Origin of the sequence: Meridianimarinicoccus zhengii, assembly GCF_003254465.1 — a bacterium.
Taxonomy (GTDB): Bacteria; Pseudomonadota; Alphaproteobacteria; order Rhodobacterales; family Rhodobacteraceae; genus Meridianimarinicoccus; species Meridianimarinicoccus zhengii.
In genome coordinates, this window is the sequence record NZ_QDFI01000020.1 from 31534 (window position 1) to 55482 (window position 23949).

General features: G+C 67.2%; 23 protein-coding genes. 15 read left to right on the plus strand and 8 right to left on the minus strand.

Annotation, left to right across the window (positions count from 1 at the left end; translation table 11 throughout):
* The first annotated feature begins 39 nt into the window (after window positions 1-39).
* The 9 genes from DDE13_RS08645 (at window position 40) to recN (ending at window position 10520) form a co-directional block, all read left to right on the plus strand.
* Window positions 40-327, plus strand: coding sequence for a hypothetical protein (locus DDE13_RS08645; RefSeq protein WP_111403463.1), 288 nt, complete (start codon window positions 40-42; stop codon window positions 325-327).
* Between the two features lie 552 nt (window positions 328-879).
* Window positions 880-1773, plus strand: a complete 894-nt coding sequence (gene murB / locus DDE13_RS08650; protein WP_235868645.1) for a UDP-N-acetylmuramate dehydrogenase — start codon at window positions 880-882, stop codon at window positions 1771-1773.
* Between the two features lie 131 nt (window positions 1774-1904).
* The gene (locus DDE13_RS08655) at window positions 1905-2804 is read left to right on the plus strand and encodes a D-alanine--D-alanine ligase (RefSeq protein ID WP_111403467.1); all 900 of its coding nucleotides are present in this window, start codon (window positions 1905-1907) and stop codon (window positions 2802-2804) included.
* Window positions 2792-3691, plus strand: a complete 900-nt coding sequence (locus DDE13_RS08660; RefSeq protein ID WP_111403469.1) for a cell division protein FtsQ/DivIB — start codon at window positions 2792-2794, stop codon at window positions 3689-3691. The genes DDE13_RS08655 and DDE13_RS08660 overlap by 13 nt, the downstream gene beginning before the upstream one ends.
* Window positions 3688-5019, plus strand: coding sequence for a cell division protein FtsA (gene ftsA / locus DDE13_RS08665; RefSeq protein ID WP_111403471.1), 1332 nt, complete (start codon window positions 3688-3690; stop codon window positions 5017-5019). Before DDE13_RS08660 ends, ftsA begins: the two co-directional genes overlap by 4 nt.
* Window positions 5020-5164: 145 nt before the next feature.
* Window positions 5165-6730 (plus strand): cell division protein FtsZ, encoded by a 1566-nt coding sequence (gene ftsZ, locus DDE13_RS08670; protein ID WP_111403473.1) that lies wholly within the window; start codon window positions 5165-5167, stop codon window positions 6728-6730.
* A 227-nt stretch (window positions 6731-6957) separates the two neighbouring features.
* Window positions 6958-7878 carry a UDP-3-O-acyl-N-acetylglucosamine deacetylase gene (gene lpxC / locus DDE13_RS08675; protein WP_111403475.1) on the plus strand — a complete coding sequence of 307 codons (921 nt, stop codon included), beginning with the start codon at window positions 6958-6960 and terminating at the stop codon, window positions 7876-7878.
* Window positions 7879-8028: 150 nt separating this feature from the next.
* Window positions 8029-8835, plus strand: coding sequence for an outer membrane protein assembly factor BamD (locus DDE13_RS08680; RefSeq protein WP_394340293.1), 807 nt, complete (start codon window positions 8029-8031; stop codon window positions 8833-8835).
* 29 nt (window positions 8836-8864) lie between these two features.
* Window positions 8865-10520: a DNA repair protein RecN gene (recN, locus tag DDE13_RS08685; protein WP_111403479.1), complete on the plus strand. Its 1656-nt coding sequence runs from the start codon at window positions 8865-8867 to the stop codon at window positions 10518-10520.
* 16 nt (window positions 10521-10536) lie between these two features.
* On the opposite strand, the gene DDE13_RS08690 is transcribed toward recN, so the two are convergent.
* Window positions 10537-11508, minus strand: coding sequence for a hypothetical protein (locus DDE13_RS08690; RefSeq protein ID WP_162630920.1), 972 nt, complete (start codon window positions 11506-11508; stop codon window positions 10537-10539).
* A 19-nt stretch (window positions 11509-11527) separates the two neighbouring features.
* Entirely contained in the window at window positions 11528-11998 is a 471-nt protein-coding gene (gene greA, locus DDE13_RS08695) for a transcription elongation factor GreA (RefSeq protein WP_111403483.1), read from the minus strand.
* Window positions 11999-12266: 268 nt separating this feature from the next.
* On the opposite strand from greA, the gene DDE13_RS08700 reads away from it, so the two are divergent.
* The 3 genes from DDE13_RS08700 (at window position 12267) to DDE13_RS08710 (ending at window position 16545) form a co-directional block, all read left to right on the plus strand.
* A complete protein-coding gene (locus DDE13_RS08700) occupies window positions 12267-13916 on the plus strand; it encodes an electron transfer flavoprotein-ubiquinone oxidoreductase (protein WP_111403485.1) in 1650 nt (549 codons plus the stop codon).
* 93 nt (window positions 13917-14009) lie between these two features.
* Window positions 14010-15701: a tetratricopeptide repeat protein gene (locus tag DDE13_RS08705; RefSeq protein ID WP_111403487.1), complete on the plus strand. Its 1692-nt coding sequence runs from the start codon at window positions 14010-14012 to the stop codon at window positions 15699-15701.
* Window positions 15679-16545, plus strand: a complete 867-nt coding sequence (locus DDE13_RS08710) for a 4-(cytidine 5'-diphospho)-2-C-methyl-D-erythritol kinase (protein WP_235868646.1) — start codon at window positions 15679-15681, stop codon at window positions 16543-16545. Before DDE13_RS08705 ends, DDE13_RS08710 begins: the two co-directional genes overlap by 23 nt.
* Here the strand turns inward: DDE13_RS08710 and DDE13_RS08715 are convergent.
* Entirely contained in the window at window positions 16521-17522 is a 1002-nt protein-coding gene (locus DDE13_RS08715) for a polyprenyl synthetase family protein (RefSeq protein ID WP_111403489.1), read from the minus strand. The two genes, DDE13_RS08710 and DDE13_RS08715, sit on opposite strands and share 25 nt — an antisense overlap.
* A gap of 55 nt (window positions 17523-17577) precedes the next feature.
* Between DDE13_RS08715 and DDE13_RS08720 the strand changes: the two genes are divergently transcribed.
* The 3 genes from DDE13_RS08720 (at window position 17578) to DDE13_RS08730 (ending at window position 18844) form a co-directional block, all read left to right on the plus strand.
* Complete coding sequence (locus DDE13_RS08720) at window positions 17578-17793, plus strand: putative signal transducing protein (RefSeq protein ID WP_111403491.1); 216 nt, start codon at window positions 17578-17580, stop codon at window positions 17791-17793.
* Window positions 17790-18554 carry a tRNA1(Val) (adenine(37)-N6)-methyltransferase gene (locus tag DDE13_RS08725; RefSeq protein WP_111403493.1) on the plus strand — a complete coding sequence of 255 codons (765 nt, stop codon included), beginning with the start codon at window positions 17790-17792 and terminating at the stop codon, window positions 18552-18554. The genes DDE13_RS08720 and DDE13_RS08725 overlap by 4 nt, the downstream gene beginning before the upstream one ends.
* Before the next feature lie 119 nt (window positions 18555-18673).
* The gene (locus tag DDE13_RS08730) at window positions 18674-18844 is read left to right on the plus strand and encodes a YdcH family protein (protein ID WP_111403495.1); all 171 of its coding nucleotides are present in this window, start codon (window positions 18674-18676) and stop codon (window positions 18842-18844) included.
* A 77-nt stretch (window positions 18845-18921) separates the two neighbouring features.
* Here DDE13_RS08730 and phbB read toward each other — a convergent pair whose 3' ends face one another.
* The 5 genes from phbB to DDE13_RS08755 form a co-directional block, all read right to left on the minus strand.
* Window positions 18922-19644 (minus strand): acetoacetyl-CoA reductase, encoded by a 723-nt coding sequence (phbB, locus tag DDE13_RS08735; protein WP_111403497.1) that lies wholly within the window; start codon window positions 19642-19644, stop codon window positions 18922-18924.
* Window positions 19645-19746: 102 nt separating this feature from the next.
* Window positions 19747-20922, minus strand: coding sequence for an acetyl-CoA C-acetyltransferase (locus DDE13_RS08740; protein WP_111403499.1), 1176 nt, complete (start codon window positions 20920-20922; stop codon window positions 19747-19749).
* Between the two features lie 570 nt (window positions 20923-21492).
* Window positions 21493-22008, minus strand: a complete 516-nt coding sequence (locus DDE13_RS08745) for a DUF3299 domain-containing protein (RefSeq protein ID WP_111403501.1) — start codon at window positions 22006-22008, stop codon at window positions 21493-21495.
* Complete coding sequence (locus DDE13_RS08750; protein ID WP_111403503.1) at window positions 22005-23255, minus strand: ABC transporter permease; 1251 nt, start codon at window positions 23253-23255, stop codon at window positions 22005-22007. Before DDE13_RS08750 ends, DDE13_RS08745 begins: the two co-directional genes overlap by 4 nt.
* Entirely contained in the window at window positions 23252-23947 is a 696-nt protein-coding gene (locus DDE13_RS08755) for an ABC transporter ATP-binding protein (RefSeq protein ID WP_111403505.1), read from the minus strand. Before DDE13_RS08755 ends, DDE13_RS08750 begins: the two co-directional genes overlap by 4 nt.
* Window positions 23948-23949 lie beyond the last annotated feature (2 nt).

Sequence of the window (23949 nt, forward strand, 5' to 3'; positions counted from 1 at the left end):
GCAAGGCGTGCGCCCAACGACACGACAGGAGGACACCGCATGTCCGACCGCGACATCTATATCGAAAAGGCGAAAGCCCAGCTCGACAAGTGGAACGCCGAGATCGACAAGCTGCAGGCGAAGGCGCGCGAAGCCAATGCCGACGCGCAGAAGCAATACGAGGACCAGATCGCCGAGATGAAGTCCAACCGCGACAAGGCCGAGGAAAAGCTGCGCGAGATGCGCACCGCCTCCGAGGAATCGTGGAAGGACATGCAATCGGGGTTCGAGGCCGCGTGGAAAAGCATGCAGGACTCGGTCGAAAAGGCCATGTCCCGCTTCCGCTGACCCCACCCGACATGACAGAAAACAGGGCCGGTCCACCGGCCCTTTTTCCTGTCCGCCATTCGGCCCAGCCGCTCTCCACCCTGTCCGACGACGACCCGGCCCCGCGCCGGGGCCCCGTAGTGCCATGTAGCCTAACCCCAGTCATCCATCCGCCCGGGAGGCCAAAGCCTCCCGGGCAGCGCCCGACCCGCCCCCAGGGCGGGCGCTACTGCGCCCGGGGCTGCCGCCCGCTCCGGCCTCAAACCGTCCACTGGACGGTTTGCAAGACGGCCTGCGCCCCCGGGGTCGGGCGCTGCCCTCCTGCTGCGCGCAGGGGTGGGGGTGATCAGACCTCCTCCGGGGCTGCCGCCCGTCCTGCGCTGAAATCGCTCCACCGGAGCGATGTCCGGGCGCTCCTCACCGGCGCTCTGCGCGCACGCCGTTTGAACCGTCCCTCGAACAAGCCTCCGCAGGCGCCTGACCCCGCGCCACCTGTGCGCCGTGGGGGTGGTGAAGGTCCGACGAGAGTCATATGAGAGTCATATGCAATTCATATGGGATTCATATGCTGCCATGACGCCCTCCCGGCCCCTGTCCGACCTCACTTGGCTGCGCGTCGGCGGGCCTGCGGACCGGCTGGAACAGCCCCGCAGCCTGCCCGACTTGCAGGCCCTCATGGCCGCCACGCCGCCCGATATTCCGCTGTTCCCGCTGGGTGTCGGGTCGAACCTGATCGTGCGCGACGGGGGCATCCGTGGGCTGGTGATCCGGCTCGGGCGCGGCTTCAATACCGTTGAAATCCAAGGGGATAGGGTGATCGCCGGAGCCGCCGCGCTCGATGCGCAGGTGGCGAAACGCGCGGCCGAAGCGGGGCGCGACCTGACCTTCCTGCGCACCATTCCCGGCGCCATCGGCGGGGCCGTGCGGATGAACGCGGGCTGCTACGGGCGCTACGTCGCCGATCATCTTGTCGAAGTGCAAGCCGTTGATCGCGAAGGGAAAATCCACATCCTGACCGCCGCCGACCTGCACCTCGGCTACCGCCACAGCGACCTGCCCGACGGCTGGATCATCACGCAAGCCACGTTCACGGCCCCGCACGGTGACAGCCAAGCCCTTGAAAACGCGATGCAAGACCAGATCGCCCGGCGCGACGCGACCCAGCCGACCCGCGACCGCTCCGCCGGATCGACCTTCCGCAACCCCTCCGGCGCGTCCTCCACCGGTCGCGCCGACGATGCCCACGACCTGAAGGCCTGGAAACTGATCGAAGACGCCGGCATGAAAGGTGCCCGCCTCGGCGGCGCCCAGATGTCTGAAAAACATGCCAATTTCCTGATCAACACCGGCAACGCCACCGCCGCCGATCTCGAAGGACTGGGCGAGCAGGTGCGAAAAAGGGTTTTGGAGTCCAGCGGGATAGGTCTAGAATGGGAAATCATGCGCGTCGGTGATCCGACCCCGTAATCGGGACTCGACGTAGCACAAGATCGCCACCCGGAAAACCGGGGGCACAAGAGCAGTCACCGGGCCATTGGCCCCACGAATACAGGCGGACCAACGTGTCCCAGTCAACGGCCCAGCGGGTTGCCGTCCTCATGGGCGGCCCCTCCGCGGAACGCGAGGTGTCGCTGTCGTCCGGGCGCGAATGCGCCGCGGCGCTGCGCGCGGCTGGATTCGACGTGGCAGAAATCGACGCGAAGGCCGACCTGCCCGCGCGACTGGCCGACGCGAAACCGGATGCGGTGTTCAACGCGCTCCATGGCCGCTGGGGCGAGGACGGGATCGTGCAGGGTCTGCTGGAATGGCTGGGCCTGCCTTACACACATTCCGGGGTGCTGGCCTCGGCGCTCGCCATGGACAAGCAGCGCACCAAGCAGGTCTATCGCGATGCGGGACTGCCGGTGGTGGACAGCCGGATCGTGGCCGCCGCGACGATTGCCGAAGCGCACCCTATGGACCCGCCCTACGTGGTCAAGCCCAACAACGAAGGCTCGTCGGTCGGCGTCTACATCGTGCACCACGCCAGCAACGCGCCGCCCGCGCTTGGTCCCGAGATGCCGGACATTGTGATGGTCGAACGCTTTGCGCCGGGGCGCGAACTGACGGTGACGGTGCTTGGCGCGGGCGTGGGCGGCGCGGCGGCCCGGGCGCTGACCGTCACCGATATCGTGACCGAGGGCTGGTACGACTATGCCGCGAAATACACCCCCGGGGGATCGCGCCACGTGGTGCCCGCCGACATCCCTGCGCCGGTGTTCGACGCCTGCATGGATATGGCGATCCGCGCGCATGACGCGCTGGGATGCCGGGGTATGAGCCGCACCGATTACCGCTGGGACGAAGGGCGCGGCGTGGACGGGCTGGTGCTGCTGGAAACGAATACCCAGCCGGGCATGACACCCACCTCGCTGAGCCCCGAACAGGCACGGGCCTGCGGCATCGACTTCCCGACCCTGTGCCGTTGGCTGGTGGAGGATGCGTCATGCGGGCGCTGATCCGGACCCGCCACAGGGCGGAAACGCCCCGGCCCGACCCGGCGCCGAGCCGGCTGGCCTACAGGCTCAACCGGCTCTGGCTGTCGCCGTTGGTGCGTCGGCTCGTCAAGCAGGTGCTGCCGGTCGGGCTGACCGTGGCTGCGCTGGCGGTGTGGGGGACGCACCCCGCGCAGGTCGAGCGGTTGACCGGCTGGGCCGAAGGCCTGCGTGCGTCGATCGAGGCACGACCCGAATTTCAAGTAAAGCAGATGGCGGTGACCGGGGCTTCGCCCGTGCTGGCCGATGCGATCCGCGACCGGCTCGACCTCGATTTCCCGGTGAGCTGGTTCGATCTCGATCCCGAGGCGATCCGGGCCGATCTCGTGCGGCTGGACGCGGTGGCTGACGTGGCCGTGGCGCTGGAACTGGGCGGCGCGCTGCGGGTGGACGTGACCCAGCGCGAACCCGCGGTGGTCTGGCGACGGGTTTCGGGGCTGGAGTTGCTAGACGGAACCGGCCACCGCGTTGCCTTCATCGACCGGCGCGACGGGCGCGCGGACCTGCCGCTCGTCACCGGGACCGGGGCAGACCGGGCCGTACCCGAGGCACTGGCCCTGATGGATGCCGCCGCGCCGCTGGGTGATCGCGTCGTCGGCCTGACCCGGCAGGGGGCGCGGCGCTGGGACGTGGTGCTGCGCGACGGGCCCGTGATCCAGTTGCCGGAAACGGGCGCGCGCGCGGCGCTGGAGCGGGTGCTGGGCATGGATGCCGCGATGGACCTGCTGGCGCGGGATATCCGCATGGTGGACCTGCGCAATCCCGCGCGACCGACCCTGCGGCTGGGGCCGGACGCGGTGGAATATCTCGTAACGACACGGGCGTTTACCGAAGGATTGAGGCAGCGATGATCGAGCTTTTCGAAACCCAGCGGGCGATGCGCCAGATGCGGCGGGCGGCCATGCAGCGCGGGCTGGTGGGGATCGTGGACCTGGGGACATCCAAGGTCACCTGCCTTGTGCTGCGGTTCGACGGCGACGCGATGCCCGCGGCCGAAGGCGTGGGGTCGATGGCGGGGCAGGCGCAGTTCCGGGTGATCGGGGCCGCGACCACCCGCGCGCGCGGAATGCGCCACGGCGAGATCGAGGTGATGCAGGAAACCGAGCGCGCAGTGCGCACGGTGGTTCAGGCCGCCCAGAAGATGGCGCAGGAACGCATCGACCACGCCATCGTCAGCTTTTCCGGGGCGGCGCCGCGATCCTATGGCCTGACGGGCGAAATCGACCTTGGCGGGCGCGAGGTGACGGAGGCCGACGTGGCCGCGGTGCTGGCCAGTTGCGACACGCCCGATATCGGGCCGGGGCGCACGGTGCTGCACGCCCAGCCGGTGAACTTCGCGCTGGATTACCGCAGCGGGTTATCGGATCCGCGCGGGCAGGTGGGCAACGCGCTGACCGCCGACATGCACATGGTGTCGGTGGATCAGTCCGTGGTGCAGAACATCCTGCACTGCATCCGGCGTTCCGACCTTGAACTCGCGGGGCTGGCATCGTCGGCCTATGCGGCGGGCGTGTCGGCCATGGTCGAAGACGAGCAGAAGATCGGCGCGGCCTGCATCGACATGGGCGCGGGCACCACGGGGCTGTCCATCTTTTTGCGCGGGCACATGATCTATGCCGACACGGTGCGGATCGGCGGCGTGCATGTGACGCAGGATATTTCCAAGGGGCTGGGCATTCCGCTGACGCTGGCGGAACGGATCAAGACGCTCCATGGCGGGCTGATGGCGACCGGGCGCGATGACCGGGACATGATCGCGCTGACGGCCGAAACCGGCGACTGGGAACACGACCGGCGCGAGATCTCGCGCAGCGAGTTGATCGGCATCATGCGCCCGCGGGTGGAGGAGATCCTCGAAGAGGTCCGTGCGCGGCTGGAGGCCGCCGGATTCGACGACCTGCCCAGCCAGAAGATCGTGCTGACCGGCGGAGGTAGCCAGGTGCCGGGGCTTGCGGGACTTGCCGCGCGTATCCTCGGGCAGCAGGTGCGGCTGGGCCGTCCGCTGCGGGTGCAGGGCCTGCCGCAAGCCGCGACCGGGCCCGCGTTTTCGGCCGCCGTGGGCTTGGCGCTGTTCGCCGCCCATCCGCAGGACGAGTGCTGGGATTTCGACCTCGGGCGGCACCGTTATCCGGCCCGGTCCCTGCGTCGTGCGTTCAAGTGGTTCCGCGAGAACTGGTAGCCTGACGCGCGGACAGCCCCGGATCTGCCGCTTTTTGTACTGAAGGCCGCGATTTTGACGTGACCGGCGCGGCAGGCTTGCGTAGAGTAACGGTAATGAGCAGCGCGAGCGCAAAGTTCGCATCCAGATGACAGGCGGATCAGACATGGCATTGAACCTTACCGTTCCCGAGCAGGATGACCTGCGCCCGAAGATCACCGTGTTCGGTGTCGGCGGCGCTGGCGGCAACGCCGTCAACAACATGATCGAGAAGCAGCTCGATGGCGTCGATTTCGTTGTGGCGAACACCGACGCGCAGGCCCTGACGCAGAACCGCTCGCCCGCCAAGGTGCAGATGGGCCTGAAGGTGACCGAGGGACTCGGGGCCGGGGCGCGGCCGCAGGTGGGCGCGGCGGCGGCAGAGGAATCGATCGAGCAGATCGTTGATCACCTTGTCGGCAGCCACATGTGCTTCATCACCGCGGGCATGGGCGGCGGCACGGGCACGGGTGCGGCGCCGATCATCGCGCAGGCTGCGCGCGAACTGGGCGTGCTGACCGTGGGGGTCGTCACCAAGCCGTTCCAGTTCGAAGGCGCCAAGCGGATGCGCAAGGCCGAGGAGGGCGTCGAGGCGCTCCAGAAGGTCGTCGATACGCTCATCATCATCCCCAACCAGAACCTGTTCCGGCTCGCCAACGAGAAGACGACCTTTACCGAGGCGTTCTCGATGGCCGACGACGTGCTCTACCAAGGCGTGAAGGGGGTGACCGACCTTATGGTGCGCCCCGGTCTCATCAACCTCGACTTCGCCGACGTGCGCGCGGTGATGGACGAGATGGGCAAGGCCATGATGGGCACCGGCGAGGCCGAGGGCGAACATCGCGCCATCCAGGCCGCCGAAAAGGCCATCGCGAACCCGCTACTGGACGAGATCAGCCTGAAGGGCGCGCGCGGCGTTCTCATCAACATCACGGGTGGCTACGATCTGACGCTGTTCGAGCTGGACGAGGCTGCCAACCGCATCCGCGAGGAAGTGGACGCGGACGCGAACATCATCGTCGGCTCGACGCTGGATCCGGACATGAACGGCGTTATGCGGGTATCGGTGGTCGCCACGGGCATCGACGCGGCGCAGAAGACCGAGGATCAACCGGTGCCGCGCCGCCGGATCGCAGAGCCGTTGACTAGCACCGTATCGGTCGAGGCGGAAAAGGCCGCGCAGGCTGGGGAGCCCGCGGCGCCGGCTGCGCCCCAAACCGCCCCGGTGGCCGAGCCGCTCGCTGCCCGCGTGACCGTGTCGGACCCGGCGCAGGATCCCGCAGCCGAGCCGACGCTGTTCCGCGATCTTGACGCGCAGCCCGCCGTCACGCCGCAAAAGATCGCGCAGGATGACGGACTGCCGCCGCCCGCCTATGTTCCGCAGGCGCCCGGCACGCCGTCGCCCGGTACGCCGTCGCCCGAGACCATCCGGCGGCTCGAGGCCGCTGTGCGCAAGGTGCCCGAAGGGCAGGCCGCGCGGCCCGCAGCCCCGGCATCCGGTGCGGCTGGTGGCGACAAGGCCCGGTTCGGCATCAACTCCCTCATCAACCGGATGACCGGCGGGCAGGACCCGCGCGCCCAGTCGGGCCGGACGCCGCCCCCGATGCAGAGCCTGCCGCAGGACAACCCCGAGGATGAAGCGGATCTCGACCGGATCGAGATCCCTGCCTTCCTGCGACGCCAGGTCAACTGAACGATCACGTCATGCCATGCGAAAGGCCGGGATAACCCCGGCCTTTTTCGTTTTCCGACAGGCACTTGCCCCCCGTCCATGCTGCATGAGCGAAATCCCGCCGAACGTGGAAGTTAACTGTTTCAGCCCGTCATATTGATTGAATTGCGTTGTCGCGGGGCGCTCCTTAACTGAACGCTGAGCAACAACGCGCTGAAAATGGCGCATGGTATGTGGGGCTTCGGGACATGGAAACGACCATCGCCAAGACGGTGCAGTTCACGGGTGCAGGTCTGCACACCGGTCGGCTTGTGCGAATGAGCGTCGTGCCGGCCCCGGTCGGACATGGTATCGTCTTTCACCGCACCGACCTGGCCGGTGAGGCCGCCGTCCTGCCGGCGCGCTGGGATCTCGTGGATGGCACGCCGCTGTGCACACGGCTGGTCAATGACGCGGGAACGATGGTGTCCACCATCGAACACCTGATGGCGGCGCTTGCGGGTCTTGGGATCACGAATGCCCGGATCGAGCTTGACGGTCCGGAAGTGCCGATCCTTGACGGCAGTGCCGCACCCTTCGTGCGCAAGCTGGTCATGGCCGGGGTCATGCCGCAATCCGCCGATTGCCGCATGCTCAAGATCAAGAAGACCGTTGAAGTCCGCCACGGCGACGCCGTCGCGCGGCTGGAACCCGCGGACGGGTTCTTCATCGATTTTCATATCGATTTCGCGGAAGCCGCGATCGGCCACCAGTCGCTGTCGCTGAACATGCGCAACGGCACCTTCGTGCGCGAACTGTGCGACAGCCGTACCTTCTGCCGCCAGTCCGACGTGGATGCGATGCGCGCGAAGGGCCTGGCGCTCGGCGGGACATATCACAATGCCGTGGTTTTCGACGCCGATACGGTGCTCAGCCCCGGCGGTTTGCGCCACACGGACGAACCGGTGCGGCACAAGATGCTCGACGCGCTTGGCGATCTGGCGCTGGCGGGCGGGCCGATCCTGGGCCGCTACACGGGTATCCGGGCCGGTCACGCGCTGACCAACCGTCTGCTGCGGGCCGTATTCGCCGATCCTGCGAATTTCGAATGGGTGACCTGCGACACGGCCATGGCACGGGCGTTACCCGGCATGGGCGTGCGTCCGATGGACCTCGCGCTGTCCGCCTGAGGGCGCTGAGCGGGCCATCGCAGTTTTCCCCGGCCAAGCGCCGCTCGGGGCTTTTTCCCGCTTCTTCTTTCGTGGTAACTCCGTCGCGTCTGCCGAAGGAGCCTCAGCTTGGTCACGTCCCATCCGTCTGCCACCCGCCGCAGGGCGCGTCTGCTTCTGCCGCTGGCATTCGGTCTGTTTCTGGCAGGCTGCGCGCAAGATGACGGCCCGCCGCTTGAGAATTTCACCCCCAAGGAAATCTTCGACCGGGCCGAGTTCGAGTTGGAGTCGGGCAACCTTGACGAGTCCGCCCGATATTTTTCCGAAGTCGAACGGCTTTACCCCTATTCCGAATGGGCCAAGCGCGCGCTCATCATGCAGGCTTTCGCGCTGCACCGTGACCGGCAATACGAAGATGCCCGCGCCGCTGCGCAGCGATTCATCGACTTCTACCCGGCGGACGAGGACGCGGCTTATGCCCAGTACCTGCTGGCGCTGACCTATTATGACCAGATCGGAGAGGTCGGGCGCGACCAGGGCGTGACCTTCCAGGCCCTGCAAGCGCTGCGCGGCGTGATCGAGCGCTATCCCGACAGCGAGTACGCGCGCGCGGCGATCCTGAAATTCGATCTGGCCTTCGATCACCTTGCTGGCAAGGAGATGGAAATCGGGCGCTTCTACCTCAAGCGGGGGCATTACGCGGCGGCCGTGAACCGTTTCCGCGTCGTGGTCGAGGATTTCCAGACGACGTCCCATACGCCCGAAGCGCTGCACCGGCTGGTGGAGGCGTATCTGGCGATGGGGCTGACGGACGAGGCACAGACGGCCGGCGCGGTTCTCGGCTACAACTACCAGGGAACCGAATGGTATCAGGACAGCTTCACCCTTCTGACAGGCGAAGGGCTGTTGCTGGAACCGGCCGGGCAGGGCTGGCTGCGCGGCATCTGGCGCCAGTCGGTGCAGGGCCGGTGGTTGTGAACCCCACCGGCACGGCCTGAGTCACGCCCATGCTGCGCGGTCTCGACATTCGTGACGTGCTTATCATCGACCGGCTGGAGATCGAATTCCAGCCGGGCCTCAATGTGCTGACCGGTGAAACCGGTGCGGGCAAGTCGATCCTGCTCGACAGTCTGGGCTTCGTGCTGGGCTGGCGCGGGCGCGCGGACCTTGTGCGCGCTGGCGCGGCACGGGGGGAGGTGGCGGCATGGTTCGACCTGCCCGCTGGTCATCCCGCGCGGTCTGTTCTGGCCGAGGCCGACCTGCCCGAGAGCGACGAGTTGGTGATCCGGCGGGTGAACACGCCCGACGGGCGCAAGACCGCCCATGTCAATGACCGGCGCGTGTCGGGTGATGTACTGCGGCGGCTGTCGGACTGCCTTGTCGAATTGCACGGGCAACATGACGACCGTGGGCTTCTCGACCCCAAGGGCCATGGCACGCTGCTGGATGCATTCGCGGGGCACGATGCCCTTCTGGCGGAGCTGCGCGGGGCATGGCGCGCGCTGGCAGCCGCGCGGCGGGCGGAGACGGTTGCGCGGGACCAGTTGGCGGCGGCGCAGGCGGAGGAGGATTTCCTGCGGCATGCCGTGGCCGAGCTGGACGATCTGGCCCCGGAACCGGGGGAGGATGCTGCGCTGGATGCGCGCCGCCGCGCGATGCAGGCCGCGGATCGCGTGCGACAGGACGTGGCGCAGGCCGCGCAGGCCATGGGCGGCGACGGGGCGGAGGCGATGCTCGGCACGGCGCTGCGCTGGCTCGACGGGGCCGCGGGGCCTCTTGACGGAATGCTCGATCCGGCATTGGCCGCACTCGACCGCGCCATGACCGAATTGTCCGAGGCGCAGTCGGGCGTGGCCCAGGTGCTTGAGAACCTCGATTTCGACCCGCTGGAGCTGGAACGGACCGAGGAACGTCTTTTTGCCCTGCGGGCACTGGCGCGGAAGCATGACGTGCTTCCCGACGACCTGTCCGGTCTGGCGGACCGGCTGCGCGCGCGCCTGTCAAGCCTTGAGCGCGGCGAGGCGGAACTGGCCCGGCTTGCCGCCGAGGTCGTGCGGGCCGAAGCGGAATACGATACCGCCGCAAGCGCCCTGACCGCGTCGCGGCGCGACGCGGGCCTGCGATTGGATGCGGCGATGGCGGCGGAACTGGGGCCGCTGAAGATGGAGCGTGCGGTCTTCACCACCGTTATCGCCGACGGACCGCCTGGCCCGCTGGGGCGCGACGCGGTCAGCTTCCGCGTGGCCACCAATCCCGGCGCGCCTGCCGGGGCGCTTGACCGGATCGCATCGGGGGGCGAGTTGTCGCGCTTCCTGCTGGCGCTGAAGGTCTGTCTGACGGCGGATACGGCCGGGCTGACCCTTATCTTCGACGAGATCGACCGCGGCGTGGGCGGGGCCACGGCGGACGCGGTGGGGCGGCGGCTGGCGGCCCTCGGGCAGGCGCCGGGCGGGCAGGTGCTGGTCGTCACCCATTCGCCGCAGGTCGCAGCCCTTGGCGCCCATCACTGGCGCGTCGAAAAGGCGGTGACGGACGGGATGACCCTGTCGCGCGTCGTGCCCCTGTCGCGTGCCGACCGGGTGGACGAGATCGCACGGATGCTCGCGGGCGATCAGATCACGGATGCGGCGCGGGATGCGGCGCGGGCGCTGTTGGCGGGATAGCCCGGTCAGGACCGGTTCAAGGGGCCGGCGCGGTTCCGCCGGCCTGCCCCGCGGGCTGCGCCGGGTCGGGGCCGAAGACCTCGGCCGCGCGGCCGACAAGCATGAAGGCGCGTCCGCTGCGGGTTTCCGACAATGCCTCTATTCCCGCGTCGTCGAGATCGGGCACGAGCGCGCCCAGCATCTGGTCGAAACGGCGCAGGAAATGGTGTGCCGTGTCGCGCCACACCGTGTTGTCGCGCAGCCGCGCGCGGCAACGCGCAAGCGCCTGTGGATCGCGGATGCCGCCGACCGCCATCACCTCGGCCTTCCGGTCCCCCGCCGCGAAGCGCCGCCACAACGCGGGCGGCGCCCGGTCATGGTCAAGGTCGTCCATGTAGAGCCCATCCTGCGACAGGAGCGTGAGCATATCCTGCGCCGCCTGCACCACCAGCCGCGCCTTGTGATCGCGCAGCGCACGCTGCATGGCGCGCAGCCCGGCACGGTCGTCCGGCGTCTCGGGGAAGTGCAGCGCTCGGATCAGGTCCGGCAGGGTCAGCGGCGCGGGGGGCTCCGCGCCAAGCGGCAGGGCACCCTGGAGGGATCGTGCCGTCGCCCCTGCGGGTGCGGGTTCGGGTGTGGGCTGCGCCGCCGGGGCAATCGTGCCTTCAGGCCGGGCCGTCGCGGGCGTGCCCTTGTGCGCGGCTGCGCCGTGTTCCGGGCTGCCGGACGAGGCGTCCAGCGCGTTGCGCAAGCGGTCGCGTTCAAGACGCAGTGCGGCGGCCTCCACCCGGAGATCTTGCAGGGACAGTGCGACGACAGTCGCCACGCCGATCATTGCAATCGGCACAACCCCCGCGACAAGACCGGCCACGCCCGCACCCGCAGGCCAAAGTGCCAGCGTATAGAGCACAGCCCACGCGATAGCGACTCCGGCACCGGTGGAGATCACGCGCCTGCGCGATCCGCTCTGTGGTGCGGGAAAACGGTCGGGTGGGGCTTGTCGTGCCACGGATCGCGCCGCAGACCGGTCAGCGATAGGCGATGCGCAGGATCTCGTAGCTGCGCTGCCCGCCGGGTGTCCGCACCTCGACGCTGTCGCCCTCGTCCTTGCCGATCAGCGCGCGGGCCAGGGGCGATTTGACGTTCAGCTTGCCCTTCTCGATGTCGGCCTCGGGCTCCCCCACGATCTGGTAGGTCTTCTCCTCGTCCGTGTCTTCGTCCACCAGCGTCACGGTCGCGCCGAACTTGACGCTGCCGGTGAATTTCGACGGATCGATGACCTCGGACCGGCCGAGGATCGATTCGACCTCCTTGATCCGGCCCTCGATGAAGCTCTGCTTTTCGCGGGCGGCGTGGTATTCGGCATTCTCGGACAGGTCGCCATGCTCGCGCGCCTCGGCGATGGCGCGGATGACGGCGGGGCGTTCCACGGACTTGAGCTTCTTGAGTTCTTCGTCCAGCGCAGCGAAGCCCGCGCGGGTCAGGGGGATCTTTTCCATACGTCTCGTTGTCCTGGCTGCGTGGCTGCGGTGCAGCGACGTGATTGCCACACCCGGTGTCTTGCGACATCACCAAAAGCAAGGCCCGATTGCAAGGGGCTACGCCGGACCGCGGGCAACGGCCCGCCGGATGGTCCGGTTGACGAGGCATCGCAGCGGAACGCCGCCACGTTTGAATTGACCTGTGGGGATTTCACCCGATAACCACACGTGACCCAGTTGACGGGCCGGGCCCACGGGCTGCGGTCCCCCGGAACAAGGACAGGTAATGACCGAGATCGCGCGCGAAGAGATGGCCTATGATGTCGTGATCGTGGGGGCGGGGCCTGCGGGCCTGTCCGCCGCGATCCGTCTGAAGCAGCTTGATGCCGATCTGTCGGTCGTCGTTCTTGAAAAAGGGTCAGAGGTCGGCGCGCATATCCTGTCGGGTGCGGTGCTCGACCCTTGCGGGCTGGATGCGCTGATGCCGGACTGGCGCGACCGTGGCGCGCCCGTCGACGTGCCCGTGACCGAGGACAATTTCTACCTGATCGGCGAAGCGGGCAGGCTGCGCATCCCCAACTGGCCAATGCCGCCCTTCATGCGCAACCATGGCAATTACATTGTGTCCATGGGCAATGTCTGCCGCTGGATGGCCGAGCAGGCCGAGGAACTCGGCGTCGAGATCTTTCCCGGTATGTCCTGTTCCGAACTGGTCTACGGGGGTGACGGCGCAGTGTCGGGCGTCGTCGCTGGCGAATTCGGACGGCAGCCGGATGGCACGCCGGGACCGGGCTACGAGCCGGGGATGATCCTGCGCGGCAAGTACGTGTTCCTGGGCGAAGGCGTGCGCGGGTCGCTGTCCAAGGAGGCGATTGCCAAATATGACCTGTCTGCGGGCCGCTCGCCGCAGAAATACGGTCTCGGCATGAAGGAGATCTGGGAGATCGACCCGGCCAAGCACAAGCCCGGCAGCGTCACCCACACGATGGGCTGGCCGCTGGGCGGAAACGCGGGCGGCGGGTCGTTCATCTATCACCTCGACAACAACCAGGTCTATGTCGGCTTCGTGGTCCATCTGAACTACGAGAACCCGTATCTCTACCCCTACATGGAATTCCAGCGGTTCAAGCATCACCCGATGGTTGCCGAACTGCTCAAGGGCGGCAAGCGTGTGGCCTATGGCGCGCGGGCGATCTCCGAAGGCGGCTGGCAATCCATCCCCAAGGTCGTGTTCCCCGGCGGCGCGCTTCTGGGCTGTTCGGCGGGGCTGGTGAACGTGCCGCGCATCAAGGGCAACCATAACGCGATGTTGTCGGGCAAGATGGCGGCCGAGGCCGCCCATGCCGCCATCGCCGAAGGTCGGTCGGGCGACGAACTCGCGGCCTATGAAAAGAAACTGCGCCGTGGCCCCATCGCGGACGACCTGAAGCCTGTACGCAACGTCAAGCCGCTGTGGTCGAAATATGGGCTGACCGCATCGCTGACGCTGGGCGGGTTCGACATGTGGACGAACCGCTTCGGTTTTTCGCTGCTGGGCACGCTGGATCACGGCAAGACGGACGCCGAGGCGACCCAGCGCACCAGCCGTCACAGTCCGATCGACTATCCCAAGCCCGACGGGGTGCTCAGCTTCGACCGGCTGACAAATGTCAGCTTCGCCATGACGAACCACGAGGAATCCCAGCCCGCGCATCTGAAACTGCGTGATCCCGACGAGCCGGTGAAATCCAACTACCCGAAATACGGGGGTCTTGCGGCGCGGTATTGCCCGGCGGGAGTCTATGAATTCGTGGGCGAACGGGGCGTCGATCAGCGCTTCGTCATCAATTTCCAGAACTGCGTGCACTGCAAGACCTGCGATATCAAGGATCCGGCGCAGAACATCGTCTGGACCACGCCGCAGGGCGGCGACGGGCCGAACTACCCGAACATGTGATCCGCCTGCGTCCGCGCCATCGCGGGGGCGCGCATTGCCAAGGGGGGGATGCGGGGCTACGATTCCATCGAACTCTGACGGAGGTCCCTTCGCGTGCGCCTGAACCGCTCCATCGCTCTCGTTTCCCTATGCGCCGTGCTGGCCACGCCTGCGCTGTCCTTCGGCACGGCGGGGTCATACCTTGCCGCGCGCCATGCCAGCTTCGAAAGCGATTATGTGCAGGCGGCCGAATACTACACGCGGGCGCTTGCGCTTGATCCCGGCAATGCCGCGCTGATGGAGGCCGTGATCTCGTCCAACATCAACTCCGGCATGGTCGAGCGCGCATGGCCCGTCGCACGCCGGATGGTCGAAGGCGGGCTGACCAGCCAGATCGCGAACATGGCGATCCTCGTCGAACTGGCGTCCGAAGAACGCTTTGAAGACCTCCGCGCGATGCTGGATGATGGCGAAAGCGTCGGGGCGCTGGTCGATGGCCTTGCCCATGCATGGTCCACTTTCGGCAGCGGCGATGCGACGGCGGCGCTTGACGGCTTCGACGCGGCCGCGGCCCGTCCCGGTCTCGAATCCTTCGCGCGGGTGCACAAGGCACTGGCACTGGCCGCCGTGGGCGATTTCGAAGGGGCAGACGACCTCCTGTCCGGGCGCGCGGCGGGTCCGTTGCAGGCGTCCCCGCGGTCGATCCTCGCCCACGCGCAGATCCTTGCGGAACTGGACCGGCGCGACGATGCGGTGGCGCTGATCGACGACGTGTTCGGACCGAACCCTGATCCGGTCTTCGCGGCGCTTCGGGCGGATCTCGAGTCCGGTGCGCCGGTCAGCTACGATGTGGCGCGCACCGGGGCCGAAGGGATAGGCGAGGTCCTTCACGCCGTGGGTGCGGCCCTGACCGGGGAGGCGGCCCCGGGCTTCGCGCTGCTCTATGCCCGGCTGGCCGCGTTCCTGAACCCGGCGAATTCCGATGCCGTGCTGCTTTCGGCGGCGCTGCTTGAAGACATGGACCAGTTCGACCTTGCGACCGATGTCTACGATACGATCGCGCCGGATCATCCCGCCTATATCCAGGCGGAAATCGGGCGGTCGCAGGCCCTGCGCGATGCCGGACGCGACGACGCGGCGGTTGAGGCGTTGAACCAGCTGGCCCGCCGTTATCCCGATGCACGGATCGTGCATTACCGGCTTGGCGATCTCCTGCGCGGACTTGACCGGCACGACGAAGCGACCCCGGCCTATGACCGCGCCATCGAACTGACACCTCAGCCCGGGCAACAGGACTGGCCCTTGTTCTTCTCGCGCGGGATCACGCTCGAACGCACCGACCGCTGGTCCGAGGCCGAGGCCGATTTCCGCCGCGCGCTGGAACTTGAGCCGGGGCAGCCGCAGGTGTTGAACTATCTCGGCTATTCGCTGGTGGAGATGGGCGAAAAGCTCGACGAGGCGTTGGACATGATCGAACGTGCCGTCGCGGCGCGACCCGACGATGGCTACATCACCGACAGTCTCGGCTGGGTGCTCTACAGACTTGGCCGCTATGACGAGGCGATCGTGCACATGGAACGGGCCGTCGAACTGGAGCCCGTGGACCCGATCATCAACGACCATCTTGGCGACGTTCTCTGGGCCGTGGGGCGCAAGATCGAAGCGCGTTTCCAATGGCATCGGGCGTTGTCCTTCGATCCGGAACCGGAGGAAGCGGAGCGCATCCGCCGCAAGCTGGACATCGGGCTCGACGCCGTGCTGGAAGAAGAGGGGGCCGAGCCTCTTGCTGTCGCCCGGGACGGTTGAGGCGCTCGCGCCGGCGAAGATCAACCTTGCATTGCATGTCGTCGGGCAGCGGGCGGACGGCTATCACCTCATCGACAGCCTCGTTGTCTTCGTCGGCCATGGAGACATTCTTGTGGCGCGCGCGGCCCCGGTCACGACGCTTCGGATCGACGGACCGCTGGCCGCGGGCGTGCCGACCGGGCCTGAGAATCTTGTGCTGCGGGCGGCAGCACTGTTCGATCCCCCTGTGACCTCGGCGCTTCGGCTGACCAAGCGGCTGCCCGCGGCAGCGGGGATCGGTGGCGGTTCGTCCGACGCAGCGGCCTGCCTGCGGCTGCTGGCGGAAATTGGCGGGCGTGCGCTGCCGGATGCGGAGTCGGTCCTGAGCCTTGGCGCGGACCTGCCCGCGTGCCTTGCAGGTTATCCGCTGCGGATGACGGGGATCGGCGAGCAGCTTGCGCCGCTGGAGCCGTTGCCGCCGTTCTGGGCGGTGCTGGTCAATCCGGGCGTGGCCGTGGATACGGGCGCGGTCTATCGCGGGCTCGAACGCCGCGATGGGGGCGGCATCGCACCGCAGCCTGCGGTGGACGGGACGCTCGACTGGCTCCGGGAACAGCGCAACGACCTGCAACCGCCCGCGCTGGCGTTGGCTCCGGTGATCGGTGATGTGCTGGACCTGATCGGCATGTCCGATGGCTGCGCGCTGTCGCGGATGTCGGGATCGGGGGCGACTTGCTTCGGACTTTTCGCCGATGCGGACGCCGCAGTTACCGCCGCGGAGTGGATCGGCAAGGCGCGGTCCGACTGGTGGTGCGTGGCCGCGCCGGTGCTGACCGCGCCTCAGGCGATCCGCGCAACCACGTAATCGGCCAGATCCGAAAGCATCTCCCGCAGGTCAGAAGGGGGCAGGGCGGTCAACGCATCCCGCGCCGTTGCGGCCCATGCCAGCGCGTCGGCACGCGCAGCATCCATCGCGCCGTGCCGCGCCATGATCCCCAGCGCGCGGTCCAGATCGCCGTCGTCCTGGCGCCCCTTTTCGATCACCCGCACCCAGAAGGCCCGTTCATCGGCATCCGCCTTCGCCACTGCCTTGATCACCGGCAGGGTCAGTTTGCGTTCGCGGAAATCGTCGCCAACGTTCTTGCCCGTCGCGTCGCTGGCACCGCCGTAATCCAGCAGGTCGTCGGCAATCTGGAACGCGATTCCCAAACCGTCACCGTAAACATGCAGTGCGCGCACCTGCTCCTCGGGCGCACCGGCGATCACGCCGCCCACCTCGGTCGCGGCGGAAAACAGGGCCGCCGTCTTGCCGCGCACCACCTGAAGGTAGATTTCTTCGGTCGTCGACAGGTTGGATGCGGCGGACAGTTGTAAAACCTCACCCTCGGCAATCGTGGCCGCCGCGTCTGCAAGAATATCCAGCACCCGCAGCGAGCCGGTTTCTACCATCAGTTGAAAAGACCGCGCGAACAGGTAGTCGCCCACCAGCACCGACGACTTGTTGTCCCACAGCAGGTTCGCCGTGGGCCGACCCCGCCGTCGGTCGCTTTCATCCACCACGTCGTCATGCAGCAGCGTCGCCGTGTGAATGAATTCCACCGTCGCCGCGAGCCGCAGGTGGTGGTCCCCGTCATAGCCGCACATCCGTGCCGTGGCGAGCGTGAGCATCGGGCGAAGCCGCTTGCCACCCGCTTCGATCAGATGCGCCGAGATTTCGGGGATGCGCGGGGCATGCCGGGACGCCATCCGTTCCCGGATCATCGCGTTCACACGCGCCATGTCGCCCGCCAGGGCGGCGGAAAGGCGTTCCATCGGTTTCACTGCGGCGGTATCGAGGCCCATCACGCTTCCGTTTGCTGTCTCGACAAGCCGCAGGGCGTGCCGTAACGGTTTGAACATGAAAGAGCTTCTGCGCACGAACGACCCGACGGTTGTCGCCTTTGCGACGGCGCTCCTCCAAGGCGAGGATATAGACTGCTTTGCGATGGACGTCCATATGAGCGTGCTGGAAGGGTCCATCGGCGTGCTGCCACGCCGCATGATGGTGCATGATCGTGACCTGTTCCGTGCGCGCGCCGTGCTGCGCGACAATGGCATCCCGACGACGGAATGAACGACGCTGCATTGACCTGCGACGCATTCCTCGGCGGGCGCTTGCAGATCTGGCAGCCTGCGCGTGGCTACCGTGCCGGTGTCGATCCGGTCCTGCTGGGTGCCGCCGTTCCCGCGACAGGCGGGGCGCGCGTGCTCGATCTCGGCTGTGGTGTGGGCACGGCTGCCTTGTGCCTGGGCGCACGCGTTTCTGGTCTGGACCTGACCGGTGTGGAGCTTCAACAGGACTATGCCGACCTTGCCCGGCAGAACGCTGCCGAGAACGACATTGCCCTTCAGGTTGTCAAGGCGGATGTGCGGGCGTTGCCCGCCACGGTGGCTGGCATGGTCTACGATCACGTCCTGACCAATCCGCCCTATTTCGACCGAACCCATGGAACCGCGGCCGCGGATCAGGGGCGGGAAACGGCACTCGGCGAGGCGATGTCTCTGTCTCGCTGGCTCGACATCGCACTGCGCCGTGTCAAGCCCGGTGGCACGCTGACGATGGTACAGCGGATGGAACGGCTGCCCGAGGCGCTGACCGCCGTGTCGGGCCGGATCGGCGCCTGCCAGGTCCTGCCTGTCGCGGCCCGGGCCGGTCAACCCGCCGGGCTTTTCCTGCTGCACGGGATCAAGGGACGGCGCACGCCTTTCCGGTTGTGCGCGCCGATGGTGCTGCACGAAGGACCAGCCCATCCCGGTGACCGGGAACACTACACGCCAGAGGCGAACGGGGTGCTCCGAAATGTCGCACCCTTGCCGCATTTCCCGATTTCCTAGGGATTGGGCCACTTGGCATGCCGCGGATATGACAGCGCGGCAACGGCGGCGTCTGTTTTCCGTGACAGGCCGCGGATTTTGTGGTGCGCTGAAGGGGCTCAACCGATCAGGAGGTATCGATGTCAGTCAACGCGCATCTTCAGGAACTCCGCCGCAAGCACCAGATGCTGTCCGAAAAGGTGGAACAGGCCCAGCGAAGCCCGGGCATCGATGCATTGCACATCGCACATCTGAAGAAGCAGAAACTGCAGCTGAAGCAGGAAATCACCCGCCTGTCCGACAGCCAGTAACGCGCGTCATCCGTGACCGGAAAAAGGAACCGGCCCCGAAAGGGCCGGTTTTGTCATGTCCGCAACTGCACGCGCGGTCAGGAGAAGAACTGCCCGCCATTGGCCGAGATGGTCGAGCCGTTGATGAAGCCCGCGTCGTCCGATGTCAGGAACGCAACGCAGCGTGCGATCTCCTCGGGTTCGCCCAGCCGGGCGGCCGGGATCATGCTGATGATCTTCTCGCGCACCTTTTCGGGAACGGCCATCACCATCTCGGTGGCGATGTAGCCGGGGCAGACCGCGTTGGCGGTGATCCCCTTGGCGGCACCTTCCTGCGCAAGGCTGCGCACGATGCCAAGATCACCCGCCTTGGTCGCGGCATAGTTCACCTGGGCGAACTGGCCCTTCTGCCCGTTGATCGAACTGATCACGACGACGCGGCCGAAGCCACGGTCGCGCATGCCCGGCCAGATCGGGTGGATGGTGTTGAACACGCCGGTCAGGTTCGTGTCGATCACCTCGGACCACTGTTCCGGCGTCATCTTGTGGAAGGGCGCGTCGCGGGTGATGCCGGCATTGGCCACGACGATCTCGATCGGGCCGAGGTCGGCTTCGACCTGTGCGATACCGGCCTTGCTGGCCTCGTAATCGGCGACGTTCCACTTGTAGGTCTTGATACCGGTGGCCTCGGTGAAGGCCGCGGCCTTCTCGTCATTGCCGGCATAGGTGGCGGCCACTGTGTGGCCTTCGGCCTGCAGCGCCTTCGAGATGGCTTCACCGATCCCGCGCGAGCCGCCGGTGACAAGGGCAACACGTCCCATAATTCGTTCCTCCAGTTCAGTTATCGTATCGGGTTGTTCGGGCGCCGACCGCGATCGGCGCCCGTTGGGGCCGGCGGTTTCCCCGGCCCGGTCGTGTCGGGATCAGCCCCGTTCGACGCAGAGCGCGACGCCCATTCCGCCGCCGATGCACAGCGTGGCCAGGCCCTTCTTGGCGCCGCGGCGCTTCATTTCGAACAGCAGCGTGTTCAGCACCCGGCAGCCCGACGCGCCGATCGGGTGGCCGATGGCGATGGCGCCGCCGTTCACGTTCACGATCTCCGGGTCCCAGCCCATGTCCTTGTTCACGGCGCAGGCCTGCGCGGCGAAGGCTTCGTTCGCTTCGATCAGGTCCAGATCGCCCACGGACCAGCCCGCCTTTTCCAGCGCCTTGCGCGACGCATAGATCGGGCCAGCGCCCATGATCGACGGGTCCAGGCCCGCGGTGGCATAGGAGGCGATCCGCGCCAGCGGTTCGATCCCGCGATTGGCGGCGTCGTCGGCATGCATCAGCAGCGTCGCCGCGGCCCCGTCGTTCAGTCCCGACGCGTTGCCCGCGGTCACGCTGCCGTCCTTGGTGAAGGCCGGGCGTAGTTTCGCCATGCCGTCCAGCGTCGCGCCGTGGCGGATGTACTCGTCCTGATCCACCACCGTGTCGCCCTTGCGGCCCTTTACGGTGAAGGGCACGATCTCGTCGGCGAACTTGCCCGCCTTCTGCGCGGCCTCCGCCCGGTTCTGCGATGTGACGGCGAATTCATCCTGCGCCTCGCGGCTGATCTGCCACTTCTCGGCGACATTCTCGGCCGTCTGGCCCATGTGATAGCCGTTGAAGGCATCCCACAGCCCGTCGCGGATCATCGTGTCGATGTATTTCAGGTCGCCCATCTTCTGACCGGCGCGCAGCGGTGCGGCATGGGGGCTGAGCGACATGTTTTCCTGCCCGCCTGCGCAGACGATCGTGGCGTCGCCCAGCATGATGTGCTGCGCACCCAGCGCGACGGCCCGCAGCCCCGACCCGCAGACCTGGTTGATGCCCCAGGCGGCGCTTTCCTGCGGCAGTCCCGCGTTGATATGGGCCTGGCGCGCGGGGTTCTGACCCTGTGCCGCGGTCAGAACCTGGCCAAGAATGGTTTCGGACACCTCGGACTTGTCGATCCCGGCACGGGCGACGACGGCTTCAAGCACCGCCGCGCCCAGGTCGTGGGCAGGGGTGGTGGCGAATGAGCCCAGAAAGCTGCCGACGGCCGTCCGGCCTGCGGATGCGATTACGACGTCTGTCATGGTGGATCCTTCCCGTTGAGTCCCTCTCGGGGGCGGATCGATGGCCTTTTCCCCCGTCGTGCACAGGCTTAGGCGGTGGCGCGGCCCGGGGCAACAGTCAGGGTGCCTTACGTCGCATGGCGGACATGGTGACGCAGGGACAACGCGCAAACGCGCGCGGGGCGGCGGCATGGCGGTGGGTCCGAAGCGGCCAACCCGGTCATATGCAAAGACATGCAAGGCCGTGCAGGCGCGGCCGCGGCGCTGGTCAAGCGGCCCAGCCCCGATCCGGGAATGCAAGTGCCGGAGGTGAAGGACGGCACGGGGCAACACACCCTGCCGGGCGGTGCGCTGTCTGCGGCGCGTCCGGACAAAGGCCGACGGCGACCGCCCGACGGCGACCTGCGTGCCGCCGTGATCGATGCGGAAAGCGCCGACGGGTTTCGCGGCTTCCTGCAAGGGCGTGCCCAGACCGCTATCGCCGGGGAATACACCACATGCCTGCCGCCAAGGTGGCACGGGCTGTGCGACGGCGGGCCATGGTCGTTTCCGGCAGGCCGGTTCGGCGCTGTCGCCGACCGGGACTGGGCGTTACCATTCGTAGACCTCGATCCTTTTTGCCGCGATCTGATAGCCGATCTCGGCGATCTCGGTCGATTGCAGGCTCGCGCTCAGGCGACCATAGACCCAGATCGCGTCCCACAGCTTGTCCGAAGGCCAGGGCGTTTCGGTCGTCACGAAGACCAACTGGTTCGGTGGCGGTGGGGGCACATGAATGCAGGCGCCCACGTAAGGGACCAGCACGAAGCGTGTCACGCCCTTCGCGCCTGTGTCGAGCGGGATGATGAAACCTGGCAGCTTCACCGACACGCCGTCCAGCGCCGTGTTCAGCTTGGTTGCGTTCTCGTCGAAGATCGGCGCCCACGTATCGTTCAGCTCATCGATCTCGCCTTCGCCGATGATTTCGGCATAGGGCACACCGGGCGGGATCAGGTCGTCCCACGTGATTTCCCGGAACGGCGACGCCATCGCCTTTAACGGCATCAAGGCGCTTGCCCCGGCGGAGAGCACGAACCGGCGGCGCGTGAATCGAAGGGCTGTGTTCATGTTCTAACCATCATGCCATCTGCGAGCGATAGGCGGTAGGCCCGGAGAGCAGGCAGCAGGCTCGCAAGTGCCCCGGCCCCGATCACACCTGCGAGAGCCCAAAGCTCCCGCACGGCCGGCAGTTCGATCGGTAGCCAGATGCCGAACGCCGAATCCACCCATGGCTGCGCCACGACAAGGCCCAGATAGACGACCGCGAGGCCAAGAACGGCACCCGCTGCCGCCATGAGCATGGCCTCCAGCACCAGAAGTCCGAGGATCGTGGCCGGGCGCGCGCCCATCGCCCGCCAGATCGCCATTTCGCGCCGCCGCTCGTTCAGGCTCGAGAAGATCATTGCAACCATCCCGAGAAGCGCCGTGACCACGACCATGGCCGACACGCCCAGCAGCGCCGTTTCCGCCACACCGACGATCTGCCACAATTCGCCAAGTGCCACGCCGGGCAGGATCGCGAGCAGCGGCTCCTCCGGATACTGGTTGATCCATCGTTGTAATCCGAAGATCTGCAACCGCGACTCGACCCCAACCAGTGCCGCCGTGATGGCCGATGGCGTGAGGTCCATCGTCCGGATGACCTCGACCGGCGTGGACTGTCCCGGCATCTGCGCGCCGCCCTGCCAGTCGACATGGATCGCCTCGAGGGCCTCAAGGCTGACGATCACCGTCCGGTCCACCGGCGTGCCGGTCTTGGCGATGATCCCGGCGACCCGGAATGGCTGGTCGTCATGCGCGGCGAAGGACGCAAGCCCGTGCGACACGACGATCGGATCGCCCACCGCATAGCCGAGGGTCGCCGCCACATCGGCGCCGATCACCGCGTCGTAGAGATCCTCCAGCCCGTGGCCATCCGGAATGTCCAACGACCTGCCACTGCGATACCTGTAATGCGCGAAGAAGCCCTGCGTCGTGCCCATCACCCGGAACTGGCGATGGCTGTCGCCAAGCGAGATCGGAACGATCCAGTCCACCTCGGGCCGTGCGGCGATGTCCTGGTAGGTTTCCCAGGTCACGTTGTTGGTCGCGTTGCCGATCCGGAAGACGGAATAGAGCAAGAGTTGCACCGACCCGGAACGGGCGCCAACGATCAGGTCCGTTCCGGAAATCGTGTCGGCAAAGCTTGCGCGCGCCCCGCTGCGCAGCTTCTCGACCCCAAGGAACAGGGCGACCGACAGCGCGATGGCCAGCACCGTCATGCCGACGGTGAGCGCCCGCGCAAGAAGCGACCCGATGGCGAGACGGAGGATCATGCGGCCCGGCTTTCGGTTGTCACGATATCTTCGATCCGGACCACTCGGTCGAAGCGCGCGCCGAGCCGTTCGTCATGGCTGACCATGAGAAGGGACGAACCTGCCGCCTCCGTCTGGCGGAAGAGCAGATCGAGGAACGTGTCCTGTGTCGCGGCGTCCAGTGCCGATGTCGGCTCGTCCGCGACGATCAGCGGCGGCGCGCCGATCAGGGCGCGCGCCACGGCGACGCGTTGCTGCTGCCCGACGCTCAGCCGCCCCGCCTGCGTCGTCAGGATATCGCGCGGCAAACCGAGTTCGGCGCACAGGCGCGCGGCAGCTTGACCCGCGTCACCGGCGCGCGCCCTGCGTTCGGGCGCGAAGTGCAGCGGCAGAAGGATGTTGTCGGAGACATGCGCGTAGGGCAGCAGGTTGAACTGCTGGAAGATCACGCCGATCCGTTCGGCGCGGAACCGGTCGCGGGCGCCCGCGCGCAAGGCCCCGATGTCGGTCCCGTCGACGGCGACGCTGCCCCCGTCGGCCACGACGATGCCGCAGACCAGCGACAGAAGCGTGGACTTTCCCGACCCGCTCGCGCCGATCAGCAGGACGCTTTCGCCCCGCGCCATCCCGAAGGTCGGACAGGCAAGCGAGAGCCCGGCCCGGCCCGGCCAGGAAAAGACAATGTCGGTCAGGGCAACGGCGGGTTCAGGCATGG

What these genes read in the sequence shown, in the direction of transcription:
- DDE13_RS08660 (WP_111403469.1), top strand. Translation starts at nt 2,792, where the DNA reads ATGCGGGCGCTGATCCGGACCCGCCACAGGGCGGAAACGCCCCGGCCC.
- DDE13_RS08720 (WP_111403491.1), top strand. Translation starts at nt 17,578, where the DNA reads ATGAAAGAGCTTCTGCGCACGAACGACCCGACGGTTGTCGCCTTTGCG.
- DDE13_RS08730 (WP_111403495.1), top strand. Translation starts at nt 18,674, where the DNA reads ATGTCAGTCAACGCGCATCTTCAGGAACTCCGCCGCAAGCACCAGATG.
- DDE13_RS08645 (WP_111403463.1), top strand. Translation starts at nt 40, where the DNA reads ATGTCCGACCGCGACATCTATATCGAAAAGGCGAAAGCCCAGCTCGAC.
- murB (WP_235868645.1), top strand. Translation starts at nt 880, where the DNA reads ATGACGCCCTCCCGGCCCCTGTCCGACCTCACTTGGCTGCGCGTCGGC.
- DDE13_RS08740 (WP_111403499.1), bottom strand. Translation starts at nt 20,922, where the DNA reads ATGACAGACGTCGTAATCGCATCCGCAGGCCGGACGGCCGTCGGCAGC.
- recN (WP_111403479.1), top strand. Translation starts at nt 8,865, where the DNA reads ATGCTGCGCGGTCTCGACATTCGTGACGTGCTTATCATCGACCGGCTG.
- greA (WP_111403483.1), bottom strand. Translation starts at nt 11,998, where the DNA reads ATGGAAAAGATCCCCCTGACCCGCGCGGGCTTCGCTGCGCTGGACGAA.
- DDE13_RS08750 (WP_111403503.1), bottom strand. Translation starts at nt 23,255, where the DNA reads ATGATCCTCCGTCTCGCCATCGGGTCGCTTCTTGCGCGGGCGCTCACC.
- DDE13_RS08755 (WP_111403505.1), bottom strand. Translation starts at nt 23,947, where the DNA reads ATGCCTGAACCCGCCGTTGCCCTGACCGACATTGTCTTTTCCTGGCCG.
- DDE13_RS08655 (WP_111403467.1), top strand. Translation starts at nt 1,905, where the DNA reads ATGGGCGGCCCCTCCGCGGAACGCGAGGTGTCGCTGTCGTCCGGGCGC.
- ftsZ (WP_111403473.1), top strand. Translation starts at nt 5,165, where the DNA reads ATGGCATTGAACCTTACCGTTCCCGAGCAGGATGACCTGCGCCCGAAG.
- DDE13_RS08715 (WP_111403489.1), bottom strand. Translation starts at nt 17,522, where the DNA reads ATGGGCCTCGATACCGCCGCAGTGAAACCGATGGAACGCCTTTCCGCC.
- DDE13_RS08725 (WP_111403493.1), top strand. Translation starts at nt 17,790, where the DNA reads ATGAACGACGCTGCATTGACCTGCGACGCATTCCTCGGCGGGCGCTTG.
- DDE13_RS08700 (WP_111403485.1), top strand. Translation starts at nt 12,267, where the DNA reads ATGACCGAGATCGCGCGCGAAGAGATGGCCTATGATGTCGTGATCGTG.
- phbB (WP_111403497.1), bottom strand. Translation starts at nt 19,644, where the DNA reads ATGGGACGTGTTGCCCTTGTCACCGGCGGCTCGCGCGGGATCGGTGAA.
- lpxC (WP_111403475.1), top strand. Translation starts at nt 6,958, where the DNA reads ATGGAAACGACCATCGCCAAGACGGTGCAGTTCACGGGTGCAGGTCTG.
- ftsA (WP_111403471.1), top strand. Translation starts at nt 3,688, where the DNA reads ATGATCGAGCTTTTCGAAACCCAGCGGGCGATGCGCCAGATGCGGCGG.
- DDE13_RS08745 (WP_111403501.1), bottom strand. Translation starts at nt 22,008, where the DNA reads ATGAACACAGCCCTTCGATTCACGCGCCGCCGGTTCGTGCTCTCCGCC.